This is a genomic window from Novosphingobium sp. TK46 (genome assembly GCF_055361525.1).
On the sequence record NZ_CM143963.1, the window covers coordinates 2,338,984 to 2,357,668 of the forward strand.

Genomic DNA, 18,685 nt, shown 5'->3' on the forward strand with positions numbered 1-18,685 from the left:
GGTCAGCAGATCGGGAACGCAACCTTGAAGCATGCGCCCGTGGTGTCGGTCCGGTTCTCGGCCACGATACGTCCGCCATGCGCCTCGACGAGGCCGGCGGTGAGGGCAAGGCCCATGCCCGTCCCGAAGCAGCCCGGGCGTGCGACCGACGCCTTCGATCGCCAGAACGGAGCGAACAAGTGCTCGCGGTCGGCCGGTGCAAAGCCCGGGCCCTCGTCACGAACGCTGAGCCACGCCTGACCGCCCCGGCGCTCGACGTCGATCAGGATGCGGCCACCGACGGCAGAGTGCTTGGCCGCGTTGGTGATCAGGTTCGTGGCGATCTGGGTCAGCCGCACGGGATCGGCATGGATGACGGCCTCGCCGTCGTAGCTTTCGGCGATCACGATCTCGTGGCGCTCGAACAGCGGGCGCAGATCCGACACGACCGCGCCGACCACTTCGCTCAAGCCGATCGAACGGCGGTGCAGGGTCGGCGCGCCGCTTTCGTTCTGTGAAAGCAAGTCGAAGTCCTCGACGATCCTGAGCACATGCTCGACTTGCCGCAGCAGCCGTGCGGTCTCGCCATCGTCGGGCAGGATCACGCCATCCTCGATCGCATGCAGGCGCCCCTTCAGGATCGTCAGCGGCGTGCGCAATTCATGCGTGACCCCTGCGGTCAGCATGCGGCGCTGGTGGCGCTTGCGGCTTTCGCTGGTCGCGTCGTCGCGGCTCGCGGCCTTGCGGACCGGTTCCGGCTCGACTTCACGAGACTGCAAGATGGCGAAGCACACCGCGACCGCGCAGAAAGCGGCGAGAAGTGCCGGCCAGTTCGATGGGTATAGGGCCGTGAACAGCATGACCGGCAATACCAGACCCAGGCCGATCACACCGGCGATCTGGACCAGGGGAAGTGGGACAGGGTCGCCCAGCTTCCACGATGCGGCTGCCGTACCGGAAGCGGCATGGTCATGAACGAGCTGCCGATGCGTTCCCGCAGTCCGACGTAGCCCGCTTTGCCGCGCGACACCGATGTGCACGCGAGGTTCGGCGATGGGGTACGCCGTGCGAAGCTGAGAAGACGAGTGAAGCATGGAGGTTCCGTCAAAATTGCCTGACTGCTGATCAGGAGACGGCGGCCTGCCCAACCACCCTACCTGCACGGATCAAAAATTTCTGATGGGGCGGGCAGGCTCTGGACGTGGGCGTAGCTCGAAACAGCGTTGGCCGGGCTTTGCGCTGCAAATTGTTAACCAAGTTCACGCTGGTCTTCGAACTGTCATTCAACAGACGCAGGCTTGTAACCGATCGGGATCATGGGGGCGCTCAAGCCATAAGGGCCCAGGGAGCCTACCATGAAAATCCGTCAGTGCCTTTTCGCGGGCGCCTCGCTCGCCGTGTTCGCGCTTCCGATGACGGCCAGCGCCCAATCCGCTTCGGTCGACGGCGCTACTGCGCCGGTCGTCGATACCACCGCCGGAAGCGAGGCCGATCAGGACATCGTAGTGCTGGGCTTCGGCCAGAGCCGCCAGGTGCAAAGCGTCACCGCCGACGACATCGCGCGGCTGACGCCGGGGTCCAGTCCGCTCAAGGCCATTTCGAAGCTGCCGGGCGTCAACTTCCAGGCATCCGATCCGTTCGGCGCCTACGAATGGGCAGTGCGGATCTCGCTGCGCGGGTTCAGCCAGAATCAGCTCGGTTTTACGCTGGACGGCGTACCGCTGGGCGACATGAGCTATGGCAACGTCAACGGCCTGCATATCAGCCGCGCGATCATCTCCGAGAACGTCGCCCGCACCGAGGTTGCGCAAGGCGCCGGTGCACTCGGCACCGCGTCCACCAGCAACCTTGGTGGCACGATCGAATTCTTCAGCGCCACGCCCAGCGACACCGCCAACGTGACCGGCGGCGGCACGTACGGCTCTGACGACACCTGGCGCGCATTCGCCCGGATCGACAGCGGCGACATCGGTGGCGGCCTGAAGGGCTATCTGAGCTACGCCTATCTCACCACCGACAAGTGGAAGGGCTATGGCACCCAACGCCAGCATCAGGCCAACGGCAAGATCGTGAAGGATCTCGGGGCGCTCGGCAGCATTTCGGCCTTCCTGAATTTCTCGGACAGGCGCGAGCAGGACTATCAGGACCTGAGCTACGATATCATCGCGCGCCGCAGCCTGAACAACGACAACATCGCCAATGACTACCCGCTCGCGCTGCGGATCGCGAAGGTCTATCAGAACCAGAGCGCGGCGCCGGGGACCGCGCTGCCTTGGCCGGGGTTCGGGACGACGCTTCCGACCGGGTTCGGCACCGTGGACGACGCCTATTACGATGCAGGCGGACTTCGTCGCGATTGGCTGGGCGGGGTCAAGTTCAATGCCAACCTGGCCCCCGGTCTGACGCTCGATGCGACGACCTACTACCATGAGAACAAAGGGCAGGGCTCGTGGATCACGCCCTATTCGCCCACGCCTGTCGGCGCGTTCGATCAGGATGGCTCGATCATCGCGGCCCCAAGTCCACTGGGCTTTCGCACCACCGAATATCGCATGAAGCGCATCGGCATGGTCGGCGCGCTGGCGTATGACACCGGGGCCAACCGTATCGAAGTGGGCGGCTGGATCGAGAACAACCAATTCGTCCAGGCGCGCCGGTTCTACGGCATGACCGACACGCCGACCCCCAACCGCGATACGCTCGCGTATCAGAAGAACCCGTACCGGACGCAATGGGACGGCAAGTACGGCACCGACACGTTGCAGTACCATGTCGAGGATACCATTCGCCTGATGGACGAGCGGCTGGTGCTGAACGCAGGCTGGAAGGGCGTCTATGTCGTGAACCGGGCGATCATGCTGCCCGACACGACATCGCCTCTCGCCGTCGGCCGCATCTCGGCACGGGATCTGTTCCAGCCCCAGGCCGGCGTGCTGTTCAAGCTGTCGCCGATGGCCGAATTGTTCGCCGACTACACCGAGAACATGCGCGCCTTCACCTCTTCGGCGACGACCGGCCCGTTCTCGACCACCCAGGCCGGCTTCAACGCCATAAGGGGGCAGCTCAAGCCCGAGCGTTCGCGGACCGTCGAGGGTGGCCTACGCGTGCGCAGCGGTCCGTTCCAGGCATCGGCGGTCGGCTATTACGTCGACTTCTCGAACCGCTTGCTCGCTTTCGCCAACGGCGCCGGCATCATCGGCAATCCCGCGACGCTCAACAACGTCGGCGGCGTTCACACCTATGGCGCCGAGGTATCGGCCAACTATCGGCTGTTTACGCCGCTCTCGCTGTTCGCGAGCTATTCCTACAACCACTCCAAATACGCCAACGACGTGCGCGATGCCGCCGGGGCGCTGCTCGTCGCGACCGACGGCAAGGCGGTGGTCGATACCCCCAGGCACATGCTGAAGGGCGAAGTCGTGTTCGAGCAGGACGGCATCACCGCGCGCGTGGGCGCCGACTACATGAGCAAGCGCTATGTCACCTACCTCAACGACGTGACGGCGCGATCACGCGTGCTGCTGGATGCCAGCATCGGCTATCACTTCGAAGGCGAGGGCGTGCTGCACGGTGTCGGGATCGAGGGGAGCGTAACCAACCTGACCGACAAGAAGTACATCGCCACGATCGGCTCCAACGGTTTCACCGCCAGTGGAGACAACCAGACGTTGCTGGCCGGTGCCCCGCGACAGTTCTTCGTCTCGCTCAAGAAGGGGTTCTGACCGTGGCGATCGTCACCCTGGTGCGCGCGATCGCCGCCGCTCTGGCTTGCGTGGCGGGCGCCGCGCAAGCCTCGCCGGTGCTGATGATCTCGCTGGACGGGCTTAGGCCAGGGGACGTGGCAGACGCCGATGCGCGCGGGATCAAGGTGCCGAACCTGCGCGCGCTGGCGAAGCAGGGCGCGTATGCGTCGGGCGTGGTCGGAGTGCTGCCCACGTTGACGTATCCCAGCCACACCACGCTCGTCACCGGGGTCTCGCCGGCGGATCATGGTGTGTCCAACAACCTGACCTACGACCCTTATGGAAAGAACCAGCAGGGTTGGTACTGGTACGCGCAGGATATCCGCGTGCCCACCTTGTGGCAGGCCGCACACGGCGCCGGGCTCAAGACCGCGAGCATTCACTGGCCGGTGACGGTGGGTGCGGCAGCTATTGATGAAAATCTGCCGCAATACTGGCGCACCGGTACGACCGACGATCCCAAGATCATGGCTGCCCTGGCCACGCCCGGTCTGCTGCCACGGCTTGAGGCCAGGCTTGGACCTTACGAGCAGGGTATCGACGAGACGGTGGAGGGCGATGCGAAGAGAGTGAGGTTCGCGCAGGAGATACTGGCCGATCGACCGGCCTTCACCACGGTCTATCTCGCCGGCATCGATCACGAGGAACATCGCAGCGGGCCGGATTCGCCCCAAGCGCGCGCCACGATCGAGAAGACCGATACATTGGTCGGCGCGCTCGTCACATCGGCTCGCAAGGCCATGCCGGACGTCACCATCGTTGTCGTGTCCGACCACGGCTTTCTCCCGGTCACCACCGATATCAATCTGTTCGCGCCGTTCGTCGAGGCGGGGCTGATCGCGCTGGACAAGGCTGGCAAGGTCACGACCTGGCAGGCCGAACCCTGGCTGGCCGGCGGGACCGCGACGATCGTGCTGGCCGATCCGAACGATGCGACGGTCCGGGCGAGGGTGAAAACGCTGGTCGACAAGCTCGCGGCCGATCCTCGCTATCATATCGCACGGGTTCTCGATCGCGAAGAGACCGAGCGCCAGGGTGGCCCGCGCGAAGCGGCGTTCACCATCGCGATGCAGCCCGGCTTCGAAACCGGTCGCGATCCGGCAGCGCCGCTCTCCACTCCCTCGTCATACAAGGGAATGCACGGCTACATGCCAGATTTGCCCGCGATGCGCTCCACGCTGATCGTGGCGGGCCCATCGCTGCGGCGCCATGGTGATCTTGGCCAGGTCGATATGCGCGCCATCGCACCATCGGTCGCACGCGTACTGGGCGTGAAGTTGCCTGCCGCGACCGCCGCGCCCGCTTTCTGAGATCGCCTCGAAAGATGGGAGGTCGTGCCGTACGACCTATTGCGGGGCCTTGAAGATCAGGTGATCGTCCGAGCTGAACGAAATGGTCATGCCCAGCGATCGCAGCTCGTTGAGGGTTACATAGACATGCGCGCTCTTCGACGCGCTCAGACGGCTGTATTGCGCCGGGTTCATCCGTGATCTGAGAAGATCCAGAACATCGGTGAGCCGCACGAAAAACTCGTCCGCCGCATACTGCGGGTGCTGTTCGTCACCGGCGATCAGCAGTTTCAGGGTGCCGCTGCTCGCCCCGTTTATCTGGGTCTTGACCGCGAACTCGATCCCTTTCGCCGTCTGTCGCGGCTGGCTGATAGAGGGCGTGTTATCCGCAAGCGGTGCCGCTGACGATAACCGCGCGATCGCATCGGCTGGTCTGGCGCCGGCAGGACGCGCAATCAGCGGCTTCGATTCCGCAGGACGCTGCCGGGTCGCCGCCCGAAGACTGACGAAGCCCGGTCTGATCTCGCTGGCGGCAGGGGGCGGGACGGTCGGCTTGCGCATCGTGCCGGCGGGGCGAGCAGCCAAGGGCGCAGCGCCCTCCTCCATCAAAGGCATGGGCGGAGGACCTGGTTGCGAAACGATCTGTATCGGCGCCGGTTTTGGCCCGGAGAACAACTCCGTGTCTCCACCCTCAGCCGGCATGGGCCGCGCCGCCGCCGCCAGCGCGGCGACATCGGCGGTCACGGACTTGCCGATCGGGGCGATCCCGTACGATGGCGGCGGGGATGCCGCCAGCTTCGCTACGCTCGCTTGTCCGGAGGCCACGTCCACTGCGGTGTTCGAAGGTGCAACCGTCTCGACCACTTTCGTCGCCATGCCCGGCGGCACGATGGCGACGGCAGCTTGCGCGAAATACGATGGGGCGGTGATCGCGGCAGGCACCGAAGTTGCGGTCGTCCCATCGAGCTTGCCGTACGCGCTTGCATCGCAAGGATGGAAGGGCTGGCAGTGCGGGGATCGCTCGAGTGATGGGGCCAGCCCGCTTGGCGCCATCACGGCCTGCGTTTGCCGCGATCTCGGGGGTGGGGCGGCCGCCGGATCGGGCAGCCTTTTTGGCAATGATCCCGCAATCGCCAGGGTGGGGGCGAGCATCGATGTGGCAAAACCCGCTACATCTGGGACGCGCCGGGCTCTCGATGCTGGCGACGCGGGATGGACCCGCGAACTTTGAGCGGCCTTGTCGGACAGGGTCTGCTTGCTCGAAAGCTGCGAATTCAGTCGCAACCCGGTTTGTGCCGGCGAGATACCCGAAGGATTGAAGCTATAGGCGACCGCGGCGACGCCCACACTCGAGACCAGAAGCGCCTTCATTACCATCGAGATGGTGAAGAATCCGGGTCGGTCGCCGGCGATGGTATCCAGTCCGAGAGAGGGCGCAATCGCAATGTCGTATTGCGGCTGTTGCCAATGATCGAAGCGGTACAACGGAAAGCCCCCATTTCCTTGGAACAGCTTCCTGCACAGCCGCTTCCCGCGACCATTAACCACGTTGTACCGCGTCCGGGCAAGCAAAAGTACGTAAAAGGTCTTGGCGCATATCCTTGGTGCGACCGCATCGGTGAATGACTGTTCGGCGTCGCCCGCCTTGTGGTTGGGATATAGATCGCCGGGTTCGGTGCATGCGACAGCCCAGGCCGTCTGATCGCCTATGCCACCGCCTAGGCTCACTCCTGTCATTCATAGGATTGTCACGCTGTTCGACCATGCGAAGAGCCATGGAAAATAGCGATCGCCGGCTCGGTCGCGGATGTTGTCTGCCGAGCAGTTCATGCCATCGGTCGAAGCGACGACTAGGTGTCTCCCCTTAGCTTCCAAGGTGGTGCAGAAGTACCAAGCAACGATCGGGTCGCCTTTGATGGCCCTCTCGAATTCAGGATTCAGAGGCGGGCCAAACCATGAGACGAGCATTCCCACTGTTGTTGGCGCTAGTGCCGGTGTCGGCAGGCGCGCAGACGATCGTCGCGAAGGACCGAAAGTGGACCAGCGAAGGGTCGTATATGGCTTTCGCCTCCCCATGGTGCGCTTATTCCAACCCGTCGCTGACCGAGGGGACCGATTATGCGGACTCGATGTCTTACGACACGGGCGATCTTGGGACCGGCACCGATATCACGATCAAATGGCGCTGGCCGGCTCTAGCCCAGAAGCCGGCCAACTGCGGTGTCTATGCCTACAATCATGTCGCCTGGGGCAACTACGATGGTGGAGCCGTACGCGCGCCGGTGCCGTCGCGCCAGGTCATGTCGATCTCGGCCCTGGCTATATCCTATACGTTCCAGGAGTCGGCTAACGACCAGTGGTATAACGGACTGGCCGAATTCTACCTGACGACCGAAGCCGGCGCCGCCAACAAGAAGGCGATCGAGATCGGGTGGTTCTGGAATTCTCCCCTGCTTACGACGGCATGGGCCAAGACGGGACGCCAACTCGGCACCTTCACCGACCGTTATGGCAAGAAATGGGCGGCTTCGGTCCGCAAGAGCGGCGCGGCGAACAATTACGTCTTGTTCGTCCCTACCGAACAGCGGCTGTCGGGAACGCTCGATGGCAAGGGCGCGATCGACTTCTTGCGCAATGCCGGAGTGGTGAACGGATCCTGGTGGTTCAATGGCTTCGCCATCGGTGTGGAGCCCACTGGAAGCAGCGGCGCCGCTATCCTGCGCAAATTCAGCGTGTCGTACAAATAGTCCCCGCGATCCTTCAATGGCGTTCACCGGGCCCGCGCATCGGCGTTCTTTGAAACGACAGGTCGCGAGTGGGGCGGTTTGCGTCGCACCGGTTGGATCGGATCGTACGGCAAAGATGATCGCCTGCGCTAAAAAGGAGCGACGATCGCCGGACGAAGGCTGCTAAGCAAGGCGGGTAATACGTCAGCGAAGGGGGCCTTGTGATCGGCGCAGTATGTTTCGACATGGATCAGCAACTGCGTTTCGCGACGCTGTCCGGCGATCATAACCCCATCCATGTCGATCCGATCGCTGTCCGGCGCACCTTGCCCGCGCGCCTCGTCGTGCATGGCGTTCACGTTCTGCTGTGGTCGCTTGGCGTTCTGGCCCGGACGTATGATGGCGAGCTTCCGCAGATCGGCCGTATCCGCGTGCGGTTCCTGCGTTTCACGTATGTCGGCGACGAGGTGCGGTTGGTGCGCAGCGCCGGGCGCGAAGGCGAGATCCGGCTCAGCGTGATGACTGAGGACGTGGTGCGAGCGGACATTCGACTGACGTTCGATGCCCTGGGCACTTGCGACCCGATCATGCCGGGTGGCGAGGCTCATCTCCCCGGCACGGGTCCGCTCGATCATGACGGCATATCGTTCGACGACCGGCGTGGAACCGTGCGCTTCATGACGCCGGCAGGCGCGCTCGCCTCGTGTTTGCCGGGAGCCGCGAGATGGCTGGGCGAAGAGCGGATCGATGCGCTGGCGGCGGCGACGCGGCTTGTCGGGATGATCTATCCCGGCCTCTATTCGGTGCTCGGCGGCATCGACGTGCGGCTGACGCCAGGCGACGGGGCCGGCGCTCTTGCATTCGAAATGGGTGAGCAGCGTCACGGACAGATCGACGCTATCATTGCTGGCGGCGGTATCTCCGGAACGCTGGATTGCCGGGTGCCCCATGCCCCCGTGCCGCAGCCGGCAAGCGCTGATTTGCGCGATCTGGTCGCGCCGGGGCGCTTTGCCGGAACCCAAGTGCTGGTCGTCGGCGGATCGCGGGGCGCAGGAGAGGCTGCTGCGAAGCTGCTTGCGCTGGGCGGCGCCGATGTGACGATTACATATCGCGACGGCGCAGCGGACGCCGCGGCGGTGGCAGCCGAGATCGTCGAGGCAGGCGGTCTATGCGCGACGATGCGATTCGATGCAGGCCAGCCCATCGATGAACAGCTTGGCGATCTGATCCCCTCTCACGTCTGCTGGTTCGCGTCGCCGCCGATGGTGCGCACGGACGCGAAATTGCCGGATGACAAACGCCTGAGTGCATATCTGGGCGTACTCGCCACCAGCTTTTCCCTCGTGGCGGCTGCACTGCACGCGCGACGATCGGACCTGCGGCTGTTCTATCCGTCGACCACCTGGATCGAAGCGCCACCCGCGGGCTTGACGGAATATTGCATGGCCAAAGCGGCGGGCGAGGTGCTCGCGCGATCCATGGAGGCCTGGCTCACCCGCGGTCGCGTGTTCGCTCCTCGCTTGCCGGCGATGGCGACCGATCAGACCGCGCGTCTGGGCATCGCGGGGGGCAGCGCTCCTTGGACGCTGATCCCCCACCTCGAGCGGTTGATGTCAACGACATAGGATCTTTTTACAGCACGATCTTTGCCTTTCAGGTCTGTTGCGGATCTTGGCTGTTGTGTAAGTGTTTTTACGATATGGGCACCGTAAGGCAGCGTCCCCGAAGGTGGAGGCCGTGCCGTCATGTGCTTGTGGGAATAAAAGTAGCATGGATCGACAAGCAATATTTGCGGAATTGACCGACATTTTCCGCGACGTCTTTCAGGACGACGATATCGAGGTTGGTGAAAGTACGACTGCCGCCGACATCATGATGTGGGACAGCCTGTCCAACATACAGATGGTCATCGCTGTCGAACGCGCCTTCAAGATACGCCTCACCGCCGCGCAAGTGTCGGGACTGAAGGATGTAGGCGGTTTCGTCGATGTCATTACGGTGAAGTTGAAAGCCAAGGGCTGACCATCTTGCGCCGTGCCCATGCATGGATGCGGCTTTCTATTTGTTTACGGATGCCGATCGCATCGTTTCATTGCTGGACTGTGTCCAGCGATGCGCATCTTGATTGATGGTTAAAATCATCTAACGAGTTAGGTAAGGTTACAGAGTCGTCCACATGAAGGGCTCTGTGCCGATGCTGTTTTCGCACATCTAAGACGGTTTTTTTGGGCCGGCAGGGGGAATGATGAACTCCGCGCTGTATGCTGGTCTTGGCTGGCTTGCTGATTGCAAGGATTTTCGCGGTAACTATCGCGATATCGCCGAAAGTTCCGAACCTGCGGGCGCCGCCCTGCGCAGGCTGGCCACACACGGCCTGTCCGCGCCGCAGCTACAGCGCATCGCGACGCTGATCGGCGATTTGAAGGCCAGGGGGCAGTCGACAGCGCCGCTCGTCCCGCTCAAGCTGGGCGTTCTGGGCACCGGAACCTTGTCTCTGGTCGATCCGGTAATCCGCGGTACCGCTCCGCGCCACGGTTTCACGGTCGATTGCGTGATGGCCGAATATGGCCAGGTCGAACAGGGCGCACTCGACCCGGGCTCCACGATCAACCGTGCTGACTGCGATGTCGTTCTGGTGGCATTCGATTACCGTGGTTTACCGCTTGGGCAGGCGGCGACAGACGAACAGGACGCGGGCGATCGGGTCGAGCGCTCGATCGAGACTCTGCGCTCGGTCTGTCGGGGTGTACGCGCCAACAGCAACGCCCGGGTCATCCTGCAGACACTGGTGCCGGCACCCGAGACGCTGTTCGGCAGCCTGGACTCATGCTGGGCCGGGTCCGTCCAGTCGATGGTGGCGGCCTTCAACCGCGCGATCGTCGCCGAATGCCGCGACGCGTCCGTCTTCCTGCTCGATACGGCGCATCTCGCCAACACGGTGGGATTGGCGAACTGGCATGATCCAGGGCAGTGGAACCTCGCCAAGTTCACCTTTTCGGCGGAATTGCTGCCCCTTTACGCAGATCACGTTTGCAGGCTGCTGGCGGCGATGCATGGCAAGTCGCGCCGTGCGCTGGTGCTGGATCTGGACAACACGCTCTGGGGCGGGGTGATCGGCGATGATGGCCTGCATGGCATCATCGTGGGAGAGGGCGAGGCGACGGGCGAGGCGTTCCTTAACGTTCAGCGGCTTGCGTTGACGCTGCGCGAACGCGGTGTGGTGCTGGCGGTATCGTCCAAGAACACCGACGAAATCGCGCGCACGCCTTTTGCCGATCACCCGGACATGCTGTTGCAGCAGGATCACTTCGCCTCGTTCAGGGCGAACTGGGAGGACAAGGCGTCGAACATCCGGGCGATCGCCGAAGAACTGGCGCTCGGCTTGGATGCGTTCGTGTTCCTCGACGACAATCCGGCCGAGCGCGAACTGGTGCGCCTCTATCTTCCAGAGGTCGCGGTTCCCGAGCTTCCCGAGGATCCGGCGCTTTACGCACGTACGCTTGCGGCTGCCGGCTATTTCGAGGCTGTCGCCTACTCTCAGGAAGATCGCGCGCGGGCCGATGCCTACAAGGCGAACGCCCAACGCGCGTCGTTGATGAGTTCCGCCAACGGTATCGACGATTTTCTCTCGGGCTTGCAGATGCAGGCTACGGTGCAGCCCTTCGATGTCGTGGGCCGGTCGCGTATCCAGCAGCTGATCGTCAAGTCCAACCAGTTCAACCTGACCACCCAGCGCTATACCGAAGCCGAAATCGCCGAGATGGAAGCCGATCCGAAAATCTTCACGCTGCAGGTGCGGCTGAAGGATCGGCTTGGCGACAACGGCATGATCTCGGTGGTGATCTGTCGCGAAGCCGGTGCTGACACCTGGGAAATCGACACCTGGCTGATGAGTTGCCGGGTGCTGCGGCGCGGAGTCGAGACGATGGTGCTCAAGGAGATCGTCGAGCAGGCGAGAGAGCACGGCATTCGCACCCTGATCGGAACCTATCGCCCGACCCCGCGGAATGCGTTGGTCAAAGGGCACTATGCCGAGCTCGGTTTCACCTTCGAAAACGAGGACGAGGCGGGAGAGACCCGATGGTCGCTGGCGACGGATACACCCGTTGAAGCGCCTTGGTTCGATGTCGTCCGCAGATATCCGGTCACGGCCGGTGACGTGCAACGCGAGCGGCACAGCGCTTCATGATCGTCCCATCGCTCGTCTTCCTGGCGTTCGCGACGGTCGCGGCGATTGCCCATGGCTTGTTCGCCTCGGTCCGGTGGCGAATGGCCGTGCTGTTTGTGGTCAACATCGCTTTCCTGCTCAGTTTCAGCCACGATCCGCGTGAACTGGCGCCGTACCTTGCCTTCCTGCTGGTCGGCTATGGCCTGATCCGTCTGATCGGTCGCGGAATCGGCGGCGTGGGGCTGGCCGGGTGCGTCGCCGTCATCCTGCTGTTCTACGCCTGGCTCAAGCAGTACGGATTCTTCCCGCACGACCTGTTCCTGTCGTTCAACTACGCCACGGTCGGGCTTTCCTACGTTTTCTTCCGAGTGCTGAGCCTGGCGGTCGCTGCGCACGATGAGCCCGAGATGGCGCGGGTAGGGCCGGTCCAGTACATCAACTACACGCTGAACTTCACGTCGCTCACATCGGGACCGATCCAGGAGTACGACGAATACAAGCGGATGACGCAGGATGAGCCGGCACCGCTGACGTTCGACGATGCCGGCCGCGCGATCGAGCGCATCGTCGAAGGCATGTTCAAGTTCTTCGTTCTGGCAACGCTGGTGTCGCTGCTGCAGCGCGAGCTTGCCGGCGCTTTGCTGGACACCACGCTGACGCCGCTTCATCGCATCGTCCTCGTCACCGCACTGACCGCGGCCTATCCCGTGTTCCTGTTTTTCAACTTCGCCGGGTACACCAGCTTCGTCATCGGCGTGGCGCGGTTCTTCCGCATCGAGTTGCCGGAGAACTTCAACCACCCGTTCCGGGCCGCGAGCTTTATCGACTACTGGAACAGGTGGCATATGAGCCTGTCCAACTGGCTCAAGATCCATGTCTATAATCCGGTGCTGCTGGCCTGCGCCCGTCGGGTGACGAAGCCGGGCATGCTGCCACTGTTGAACGCGGGCGCGTTGTTCCTGACGTTCTTCCTCATCGGCGTCTGGCATGGGCGAGCCTGGCACTTCTTCTTCTTCGGTCTGCTCAACGGCGGCGGTGTCGCGGTGAACCAGTTCTATCGCCTGCGCATGCAGCGCCAGCTCGGTTCGGCGAAGTTCCTGAAGCTGAGCACCAGCGCCGCCTACGAGTTTGTCGGTCGCGGCGTAACGTTCGCATGGGTCGCGTTCACCCTGCTATGGTTCTGGTCCGACTGGCCCGAGCTGGGAAGCCTGGCCAAGCCGCTCGGCTGGAGCGGGGTAGTGGCAGGCGCGGCGATCCTGATCGTGGCGGCGTGCCTGGTCCTAGGCTTGCTGCGCGTCATCCAGGAGCTTGCGCTCAAGGTTGTCGTTGCCGGGCAACCGCTGGTTACCTCGCGCTATGTGCGCACCGTCTGGATCACCATCATGCTGCTGTCGATCATCGCGATCAATGTCGTGATCTCGGATGATACCGGGCACGTCGTGTACAAAGATTTCTGATATGGAAGCTCCGCCGCGCAAACGATCGATCAGGCGCGATCTCATCGTCCTGCCTCTTCTGGCGCTGGCGACGGCTGCGCTGTTCGTCATCCCCGCGGAACTTGTCGTGCGGCACCGGTACCCCGATTACGAGCATGATACGTGCGTGCGGCGCATAGGCACGCAGCCACACGGCACGCCCAACTGCATCTCGCGGTCCAAGGCGGCGGAAGGCCCCTGGGTCGAGAATCGCTATAACGAATGCGGGTATCGCTCTCCGGCGTCGTGTGGTCCCAAGCCGGCCGGAACTTCCCGCGTGGCGGTTCTGGGCAGCTCGACCGGCAGCGGCTTTCTCGTTTCGGAGGAGAACAGCCTGGCGGGAAGGTTGAGTACGGCCTTGACCCGAGCCTGTCATGTCCCGGTCGAAACCCAGAATCTCGCCGTCGAAGGCATGCCCGTCAAGGATCTGGCGAACAGCGCCCGCGAGGCGCTCAAGCTCGATTCCGATGCACTGGTGTTGGTGATAACCAGCTACGATCTGGATGTCGCGTCCACCAAGCCCGCCTCGTCACGCAAGCTGGCGCGCATGGTGATCGATCAGTTCAACAACGCGATGGGCAACCTCGCCTTGTTCCATATGGCCCGCGCGGTCGTTCTCGGGCGTGAGGATGATTATGTCTCGCATCTCGCCGCCCAGCATCGCGAGCGCGCCAAGTTGCGGCCAGACACCGCCGCCGGCGTCGCCCTGCTGGGCGAGCAACTCGATCGCATCGCCAGCTTCAACCCCGGTCAGAAGGTACCGATCGTGCTGACTTACGCTCCGGATCGAGCCGAAGTGATAGACGCACGCCTCTCGCACGATCTGAATACGCCGGTCAGCCTGGCGCTTAGGAAGCTCGCCGAGGAGAAGGGCATCTTTTATGCCAATACGCTCGACCGGACGCCGCGGAACGTACCCACCGCCTCGATGTACTACGTGGTCAGCTACCATCCCAACGACCTTGGCTCCCTGTACCTCAGCAAAGGGGTGGAGCAGCATCTGACCCAGGCGATTCCCGCTTTGAGGAACTGCCGTCCATCCTAGCGACGGCCGGATCCGACACGGTCAGCGGCATCGCCTTTCAGGTTTTACCGGATCACCCGTTCGTAGTTTGGCTTTGATGCTTGTCTGCTCTATGCGCTGACGCGGGCAGGCTCGGAAGTGGCGGCGACAGGCGCATCGTGTTCCGGATCGATGCCCTGACCCTTTATGCGAGTTGAGCGCCGATGGTGCGAGTACAGGATCCTGCCGCAACGCTGAACGATACCACCGAATTGCCCGTCGCGATCGTGGGCGCGGGTTTCAGCGGCACTTTACTCGCAGTGAACCTCATCCGTCTGGGCGTTCGGGTGGTGATCATCGAGCGCGACGAGCGTCAGCTGGCCAAGGGACTGGCGTTCGGCACGCGACGGCCCGAGCACCTGTTGAACGTACGTGCTTCGAACATGAGCGCTTTTCCCGACGATCTTGGCCACTTCCTGCGCTGGATGGGCTTTTCCGATCAGGAGCAGGCCAACCGCTTCGTACCGCGCCTGTCCTATGGGCACTACTTGCGCGAGTTGCTGGTGAATGCGCTGGCGGCATCGCCCGGCCAGGCCGAGATCCTGCAGGGAGAAGCTGTTTCGGCAGCGTTCGACAAGGAGCGGATCACGCTCGCGCTGGCTGGCGGCGCGCAAGTCGCGTGTCGCGCGATGGTGCTGGCGCTGGGCAACTTTCCGCCGTCGCCGCTGCCCCCGCTAACCGATCTGGGGGCGCCGTTGCATTTCGCAGATCCTTGGTCGCCCGGAGTGATGGAGAGGCTCGACGACCTGGAGCATGTCGTCCTGCTGGGCAGCGGCCTGACGGCTGCCGACATGATCGTTTCCCTTAACCGTTCGGGGTTCAAAGGGCGCATCACGGCGCTTTCACGTCGCGGGCTGAAGCCGCGTGCACATGCCGACGTCGGTCCTGCCGTGACGCCGGTGACGGAGCCCGATGCGCGCGGATCCTGGTTGCTGCGATCGGTCCGTGCCCGTGCAGCCGAGATCGGCTGGCGCGCGGCGGTCGATGAACTGCGTCCGCATACCCAGCATCTCTGGCGACGCCACGACGACAAGGCGCAGCGTCGGTTTCTGCGCCATGCAAGGCCGTACTGGGACGTGCACCGGCATCGCCTTGCTCCTGACGTGGCGGCGCAAGTCCAGGCGCTTGAGAACGAGGGACGACTGGACTTCCAGGCTGGCAAGCTGGTCTCGGCCACTGCGCACGACGGTCGCGTACGGTTGCAATGGCGCCCGCGCGGAAGTGACGCGCTTGCGACCCTCGATGCCGATCGGGTAATCAACTGCACCGGGCCCGAGGGCGCGCTGGCCAAGGCGGACCATCCGCTGATCCGCGATTTGGTAGCGCAAGGTCGCGTGCGTGCCGATGCGCATGGCCTGGGGCTTGATGTGGATCGCTCGGGACGTGTGCTGGACGGCAATGGCGTGGCGCAGGAACGATTGCTGGCGGCCGGTCCCCTGACCAAGGGCGAGGCTTGGGAAATTGTCGCCGTGCCTGATATTCGCCGCCAGGTCTGGGATCTGGCGCGCTACCTTGGCCATGCGCACTGGGTCGGCGGCGAGGGACTTTGATGCCGACTTAGCGCTGCGGATTATGTCAGACGAACGCGTTGCCCGTCAGCAGGCAGGGAAGCGAACTGGCGGGAATTGCCTTGGAGTAGAGGAAACCCTGGCCGAACTCGCAGCCGAGATCCCGCAATTGTGCCTCCTGCTCGATCGTCTCGATGCCTTCCGCCACGACATCGATGCGCAGGCTTTTGCCGAGGTTGATCACCGCCGCGATGATCGCCGCATCTTCCGCATTCGCGCCCATGCCCTGAACGAAGCCCTGGTCGATCTTCATGACGTGGACAGGAAAGTGCTTGAGCTGCCGTAACGAGGCATAGCCGGTGCCAAAGTCGTCGAGCGCGATGCGTACGCCTTCTCGGGCAAGCAGGCGTAATGCCCGCTCGACGTACTCCGCGCCCGGACCGAAGAACACCGTCTCGGTGACTTCCAGTTGGAAGCGGTTGGTGGGTATCCGGGCGCGGTGCAGACGTTCGAGCAAGCCCTCGCCATAGCCGTCATCGCGAAATTCGGCGGCGCCGGCATTCACGGCGACATGGCCGAACGGCAGGCTGCGATCCAGCCAATCGCGCATGTCGGCGATCACCAGGTCGAGCATGGTCCGGCTCATGGCGGTGGCGACTTCCAGATCCTCGAATGCGGCCGCGACCGTACCCGGCAACTGAATGCCCGCCGTGGGGTGACGCCAGCGCAACAAGGCTTCGAAGCCATCGATCGACCGATCACAGAGCGCGACTTTGGGCTGATAGAAGGGGACGAGACGTCCCTCGCGCAACGCCGACCGGGCAACCGAAACCATCTTGGCACGGGTGCGCAGGCCGTCGCGATGCTTATGTTCGAAAGTCTTGAACGCCCCGCGCTCCGCTTCCTTGGCGACATACAGGGCAATATCGGCGCTCTTTTGAAGCTCCTCGGGCGTCGATCCGTGCTCTGGGAACAGCGCGGCGCCGATGGTGACCTTGCAGTCCAGCACGCGGCCTGCGTGGATCATGGGGTCCTTCATGCGCGCAAGGATCGCGCGGGCATGTGCGCCCAGTTCGGCTTCGTCCTCTATGCCTTCCAGCAACACCGCGAATTCATCGCCGCCAAGCCTTGCTACCACACGTTGCCGGATCGAAGGGATATCGAGCCGTTCCGCAATGGACTTGAGCAAGGCATCGCCAGCATCGTGGCCCAGCGTGTCGTTGACCTGCTTGAAATCGTCCACATCGAGCATCAGCAGACCAAGCCGCCCGCCATCGGTGCGCAAAGCGCTTACGGCCTGCCCCAGCCGATCCTGGAAGCATGCGCGATTGGGCAGGTTGGTCAGCGAGTCGTACGTGGCGGCACGACGCAGCTTGTCATCCGCGTTGCGTCGCTGGGTGATGTCGCGGGCGATGGCGACAAGCTTGATGGGATCGCCGGCATCGTTGCGGATCGGCGACACCACCACGTCCCACCACCGTCGCTGGCCGCCGTACACGAAGCATTCGGTGATCTGCGCGGTCCCACCCGCCGCCGCGGTCCTGACGGCTTCGGCGATCTGCTGGTGCGAACTTTCGGGCCACAGGGAAGCCCAGAGCGCGCCGTAATGCGGCGAGTAATCCCGCGTCGTCTTGGTCAGCCCGCCCCTGTTGTTCATGAACAGCAATCTGCCTTCGAGGTCGACGAGAACCACGCTGTCGGTGCTCGCTTCGACGATACCGCGATTGACGGCTTCGCTTTCGCGTAGCGCGGCATCGGCATAGCGACGCTCACTGACGTCCTGGATCGATCCGACCAGTCGGATAGGCTGCCCGCTGTCATCGCGGATGATGGTACCGCAAGCATGGATGTCGAGGTACGTACCCTCGGAGTTCTGCAGGCGATGATCGGAGGCGTAGTTCGTCTTCAGGCTGCCGAATGCCTGGGTAAACTCTTCGACGACGCGATCCTGATCGTCCGGATGAATCTTGTGCCGCAGATGCCCCATGGAGCCCAGATCGTTGGACGAATACCCGAAGAAGGCGCCTTTCGCTTCGTTCCAGCGGATGTGATCGTTCTTGATGTCCCAATCGAAGATGATGTCGGTGGTGACCTGGCTGATCAGACGATACCGCTCTTCGGCTTCCTGAAGGCTTTGTGCCGCAACCTTCTGCTCCGTGATATCGGTTACGATGCCTACCAGATGGCGGCTGGGCTCGCCTTCCACGTCGATCCTGCGCCCTGTCGCCTGCAACCAGCGGAGCGTGCCATCCGGGCAATAAATCCGAAATTCGATCCCGTCAGAACCGCCCACTGCGGCGTGATGTTCGAAACGCTCGCGCACCTTGTCCTTGTCGTCGGGATGGACGGACAGCAACTCGTCGGTCGTAATGGGCTCGGCGGGAAGGCCAAGAAGTTGGCTGGCCACCGCGTCCCAGGTGAATATGCCCGTGAGCAAGTCGACCTGCCACGTTCCCACGTTCGCTTGCCGTAACGCCGCGATGAGGAAGTCTGCAGACGTCAGCGGGTGCGACGTGGCCAGCACCGCCAGCTCCCCACTATTTTCCGGCGAAAATTGGTCGACGCCGATGCCAAGATCCATTTGTCCACTCCAGGCGAGTCCGTTGCTCGTCCCAAAAGATGTATTACGCTGAGAAGGTTAAGCGGTTCGTTATCGTCGGCTATCGACGGGGTACAATGAGCGCAAAAACCCTCGACGGGGTAATCTACCAATCTCGAAAATGCCGGGCCTGCT

13 protein-coding genes are annotated in these 18,685 nt (G+C 63.2%); 10 read left to right on the forward strand and 3 right to left on the reverse strand.

The annotated features are described in order from the left end of the window. Nucleotides 1–2: 2 nt before the first annotated feature. Nucleotides 3–1,019 (reverse strand): sensor histidine kinase, encoded by a 1,017-nt coding sequence (locus ACXJ1Z_RS11205; protein WP_463776713.1) that lies wholly within the window; start codon nt 1,017–1,019, stop codon nt 3–5. A gap of 315 nt (nt 1,020–1,334) precedes the next feature. On the opposite strand from ACXJ1Z_RS11205, the gene ACXJ1Z_RS11210 reads away from it, so the two are divergent. Both ACXJ1Z_RS11210 and ACXJ1Z_RS11215 read left to right on the forward strand, forming a co-directional pair. Continuing rightward, the gene (locus tag ACXJ1Z_RS11210; RefSeq protein ID WP_463776714.1) at nt 1,335–3,701 is read left to right on the forward strand and encodes a TonB-dependent receptor domain-containing protein; all 2,367 of its coding nucleotides are present in this window, start codon (nt 1,335–1,337) and stop codon (nt 3,699–3,701) included. 8 nt (nt 3,702–3,709) lie between these two features. Further along, a complete protein-coding gene (locus tag ACXJ1Z_RS11215; protein ID WP_463781231.1) occupies nt 3,710–5,032 on the forward strand; it encodes an alkaline phosphatase family protein in 1,323 nt (440 codons plus the stop codon). A 36-nt stretch (nt 5,033–5,068) separates the two neighbouring features. On the opposite strand, the gene ACXJ1Z_RS11220 is transcribed toward ACXJ1Z_RS11215, so the two are convergent. Continuing rightward, the gene (locus ACXJ1Z_RS11220) at nt 5,069–5,626 is read right to left on the reverse strand and encodes a hypothetical protein (RefSeq protein WP_463776715.1); all 558 of its coding nucleotides are present in this window, start codon (nt 5,624–5,626) and stop codon (nt 5,069–5,071) included. Between the two features lie 64 nt (nt 5,627–5,690). On the opposite strand from ACXJ1Z_RS11220, the gene ACXJ1Z_RS11225 reads away from it, so the two are divergent. The 8 genes from ACXJ1Z_RS11225 (at nt 5,691) to ACXJ1Z_RS11260 (ending at nt 15,993) form a co-directional block, all read left to right on the forward strand. Beyond that, on the forward strand, nt 5,691–6,242 hold the full coding sequence (locus tag ACXJ1Z_RS11225; RefSeq protein ID WP_463776717.1) for a hypothetical protein: 552 nt from the start codon (nt 5,691–5,693) through the stop codon (nt 6,240–6,242). Between the two features lie 724 nt (nt 6,243–6,966). Beyond that, on the forward strand, nt 6,967–7,758 hold the full coding sequence (locus tag ACXJ1Z_RS11230) for a hypothetical protein (RefSeq protein WP_463776718.1): 792 nt from the start codon (nt 6,967–6,969) through the stop codon (nt 7,756–7,758). Between the two features lie 224 nt (nt 7,759–7,982). Next, nucleotides 7,983–9,362 carry a MaoC/PaaZ C-terminal domain-containing protein gene (locus ACXJ1Z_RS11235; RefSeq protein ID WP_463776719.1) on the forward strand — a complete coding sequence of 460 codons (1,380 nt, stop codon included), beginning with the start codon at nt 7,983–7,985 and terminating at the stop codon, nt 9,360–9,362. A gap of 172 nt (nt 9,363–9,534) precedes the next feature. Continuing rightward, a complete protein-coding gene (locus ACXJ1Z_RS11240) occupies nt 9,535–9,759 on the forward strand; it encodes an acyl carrier protein (protein ID WP_463776720.1) in 225 nt (74 codons plus the stop codon). A gap of 220 nt (nt 9,760–9,979) precedes the next feature. Continuing rightward, nucleotides 9,980–11,926, forward strand: coding sequence for an HAD-IIIC family phosphatase (locus ACXJ1Z_RS11245; protein WP_463776722.1), 1,947 nt, complete (start codon nt 9,980–9,982; stop codon nt 11,924–11,926). After that, nucleotides 11,923–13,362: an MBOAT family O-acyltransferase gene (locus ACXJ1Z_RS11250; RefSeq protein ID WP_463776723.1), complete on the forward strand. Its 1,440-nt coding sequence runs from the start codon at nt 11,923–11,925 to the stop codon at nt 13,360–13,362. Before ACXJ1Z_RS11245 ends, ACXJ1Z_RS11250 begins: the two co-directional genes overlap by 4 nt. Nucleotide 13,363: 1 nt before the next feature. Next, a complete protein-coding gene (locus ACXJ1Z_RS11255; protein ID WP_463776725.1) occupies nt 13,364–14,425 on the forward strand; it encodes an SGNH/GDSL hydrolase family protein in 1,062 nt (353 codons plus the stop codon). 182 nt (nt 14,426–14,607) lie between these two features. Next, nucleotides 14,608–15,993 (forward strand): FAD/NAD(P)-binding protein, encoded by a 1,386-nt coding sequence (locus tag ACXJ1Z_RS11260; protein ID WP_463776726.1) that lies wholly within the window; start codon nt 14,608–14,610, stop codon nt 15,991–15,993. A gap of 25 nt (nt 15,994–16,018) precedes the next feature. Here ACXJ1Z_RS11260 and ACXJ1Z_RS11265 read toward each other — a convergent pair whose 3' ends face one another. Next, nucleotides 16,019–18,532, reverse strand: coding sequence for a sensor domain-containing protein (locus ACXJ1Z_RS11265; RefSeq protein WP_463776727.1), 2,514 nt, complete (start codon nt 18,530–18,532; stop codon nt 16,019–16,021). Between the last annotated feature and the right edge of the window lie 153 nt (nt 18,533–18,685).